The 3809-nt window shown below is 26.6% G+C and carries 1 protein-coding gene and 1 pseudogene; both read left to right on the top strand.

The genetic code is table 11. The features are described 5' to 3' along the window. A partial coding sequence (locus tag BN1173_RS04305) for a phospho-sugar mutase (protein WP_040236873.1) occupies positions 1–1677 on the top strand: 1677 nt, incomplete at its 5' end. Positions 1678–1693: 16 nt separating this feature from the next. Further along, a pseudogene (locus tag BN1173_RS04300) lies at positions 1694–3809 on the top strand (AAA family ATPase); the annotation flags it as partial.

Genomic DNA, 3809 nt, shown 5'->3' with positions numbered 1-3809 from the left:
CAATATATACAATTTGAAAAAAACAATTTTTTTAAAGATGAAGCTATAAAATTGCTTAAAGAAAACAATAAAACAGAAATATACAATAGATTTCACAAAGAACTAGAATTTGGTACTGCTGGCATGAGAGGTATAATTGGGGCTGGATCATGCTATATTAATACATACAACATCGCCAAAGCAAGTCAAGGAATTGCCAACTATATCCTTACAATAACACAAAATCCTAAAATCGCAATAAGTTATGACTCAAGACATTTTTCAAAAGAATTTGCATACGAAGCTGCTGAAATTTTTGCTTCAAATGGGATTAAGGTTTACATATATAAAAATTTAAGAGCAACTCCACAATTATCCTACACAGTTAGAAAATTAAACTGCGATCTTGGAATAATGATAACAGCAAGTCATAATACAAAAGAATACAACGGATATAAAGTATACTGGAAAGGAGGTGCTCAAATAATAGATCCACATGATGCAAAAATAATATCGGAAATACAAAAAGTATCTAATATCAAACATACATTCATAAAAAGAAAAGGAATAAATAAAAGAATAATAATTGAACTTAAAAATGAAATTGATATTAAATACATACAAAAAATAAATGACGAATTTCCCAATTTTAATCAAAAAAGTAAAACTACAAATTTACGAATCGCATATACTCCTCTGCATGGAACAGGAGGAACAATAATAAAGAAATTATTTAAAGGTAGTAAAGTAGAACTTTTAACAGAACAAACACAAATAAATCCTGATCCAGAATTTCCTACAGTCAAATATCCCAATCCTGAAGAACATACAACCATGTCTAGAGTAATAGAACTTGCAAAGAAAACAAACTGTGATATTGCATTTGCAACAGATCCAGATGCTGATCGATTGGGTATTGCTTTCAAAGAAAGCAGAAAATGGAAAATTTTAAATGGAAATCAAATTGCATGCATCTTAATGCACTATTTACTATCTAGAGAAAATAACCCCAAAAACACCTTTATAATAGCCTCTTTTGTCACAACCCCAATGTTAGATAAAATAGCTCAAAAATACAACACAACATTATATAGAACATATACAGGATTTAAATGGATAGGAAACTTAATAGATAAGATACAAAAAAAAGAACCAAACAAAAAATTTATTTTTGGATGTGAAGAAAGCCATGGATACCTAATTGGCACTGGAACTAGAGATAAAGATGCATTTTCAGCCATAAAAGGATTTTGTGATTTAATGTTTACACTAAAAAAAAACCAAATCACAATAAATCAATATCTACAAACAATGTACAAAGAATTTGGATATTACGAAGATTTTACAATTAATAAAATCTTTAAAGAAACTAATGGTGATTTTTTAAGAGAGAAATTAATGTTACAATTTAGAAACAATATTACAAAAGAATTTGCAGGTCTTTTCATAATTAAAAAATTAGATTATAAAACACTAAAAGAAATCGATATGCATGGAAACGTATATACAATAAAAGGCTATACACACACCACAAATGCAATAAAATTCTTATTAGAAAATAAAATAGAAATAACAATTAGGCCATCTGGCACGGAAGCAAAAATTAAATTTTATATATCCATATATTCAAGATACGAACAAAAAAATAGTATTTTTGATATAATGAACAAAATAAAGATGGAGATAGAAAAATATTAATATAACAGACAAATTAATGAATCTAGTTGAAATATCGTCAAGAGAAGTAGCTAGAAAAAATAAAAATAGAGAAGTCTCAAGTTGGCATTTATTAATGTCTATATTATTAATTCATCCTAAAAAATCTGAAATAAAAAATATAGAAACCAAAACTTTAAAAAATATCAAACAAGATACATTATATGAAATAGAAAAGCTAGAAAAAGTTTTAATTGGCACCAATGAAATTGTCATCCCAAAAATAAGCAGAGAAATCTTTACTCTTATTGACCAAACAAAAAAAGAATTTAAGTCCAAAACTTTAATAGGCATAAAAGAAATTTTTTATCAGATTTTAAAAACAAAAAAGCTTCTCAAAAAATATAAACTTAATAAACTAAGCTTTAACTTCGATGAAGATAATATAATAACAAGCATAGATAAAATAAGATTAATTGAAACATATAAAGAATTTGAAGATGAAACAAGACAAAGCGACTACTTTGAAATTAACAAATACGTTAAAAATCTCACAACACTTGCAAAAGAAAAAAAACTCGATCCCCTAATAGGACGTGAAAAAGAAATTCAATCATTAATAAGCATACTTGAACGAAGAAACAAAAGTAGCACAATTTTAATAGGAGAACCTGGGATTGGAAAAACAGCAATTGTTGAAGGACTTGCCATTAAAATTGCAAACAAAGAAATAAAAAGCCAATTACAAAATAAAATAATACTACAAATTGAAACTTCTGACTTAGTTTCTGGAACTAAATACAGAGGTGAATTTGAAGAAAGATTAAATAATATAATTAAGTCAAAAAAATAATAAAAATATGATGCGATATTTATTGATGAAATACACACTTTAATAGGAGCAGGAAATGCTGAAGGTTCTATTGACGCAGCAAATATCTTAAAACCTATTCTCTCTCGTTCTGCAATACAAATAATAGGTGCAACGACTTATGATGAATATAGAAAACACATATCCAAAGACAAGGCATTCACTAGAAGATTTCAAACAATATCAATCAAAGAACCTGATGAAAAAGAAACTCTCAACATAATCAACAGCATAATAAAAAACTTTGAAAACTATCACGGCGTCACTTATGAAAAAGAAGCCATAGAAAATGTTATTAGCTTATCATCACAATATTTAACTAATAGAAAATTTCCCGATAAAGCAATTGATTTAATTGACATTGCTGGAGCCCAGAAAAAACAACAAGAAATAAATACAAAAATAGTAAATGTCGAGGATATTAAAAATACAACAGATGAATTTTTTGGCATTAAGGTAAAACTTAATCTAACAGAAGAAATTGCATATCTTAAAGAAGAAACAATAAACATCAAAGAAAAAATAATTGGACAAGAATCTGCCATAGATGAAATCATTATAGAAATGGTAAAAACAAAACTAGGCATCAACAATAATATACAACCATTAACATCAATATTACTCATAGGTTCAAGTGGAAGTGGAAAAACAATACTATCAAAAACAATATCAAAAATCATGATTAAAGATCAAAATTCAATACTACAGTTAGATATGTCAGACTACAGAGAAGAAACTTCTATATCAAAACTAATAGGAACAAATCCAGGATACGCAGGTTATACTGACGGTGGTATTTTAATAAACAGACTAAAATATAATCCTAGAGCATTCATCATATTTGAAAATATTGAATATGCGCATAATTCCGTAATGAGCATAATAGAACAAATACTTGAAAATGGAGAACTAATTGACAATAAAGAAGATAAAATATCTTTTAAGAATAGCATCATTGTTTTAAGTACATCTATTGGCAGTAAAATATTACTTGGAAAAGGCATCCTTGGATTTAATAAAACAGACAATAATATAGATATTAAAAGCACAATCAATAATGAACTTAAAACAAAACTTAAGTTATCATTAATAGATAAAATACAAAAAAAAATAATTCTTAATGTATTAACAGAAAAAGACCTCAGCATAATTTACGATAATTACTGCAAAGAACTTACTCAAAAATTTAGCCTAAAAAACATTCAAATAGAAATTGATGACGCTCTTAAAAATCATATNNNATATGAATATTATGATAAAAAATTACCAGAAGGAGGTTTAATTGAAAAATGGATAAAAAAAA

The sequence above is a fragment of the Borrelia crocidurae genome, from assembly GCF_000825665.2.
Lineage (GTDB): Bacteria > Spirochaetota > Spirochaetia > Borreliales > Borreliaceae > Borrelia > Borrelia duttonii.
Note: the sequence above shows the minus strand (reverse complement) of the source record. Positions and strands in the feature narration are given on the sequence as shown.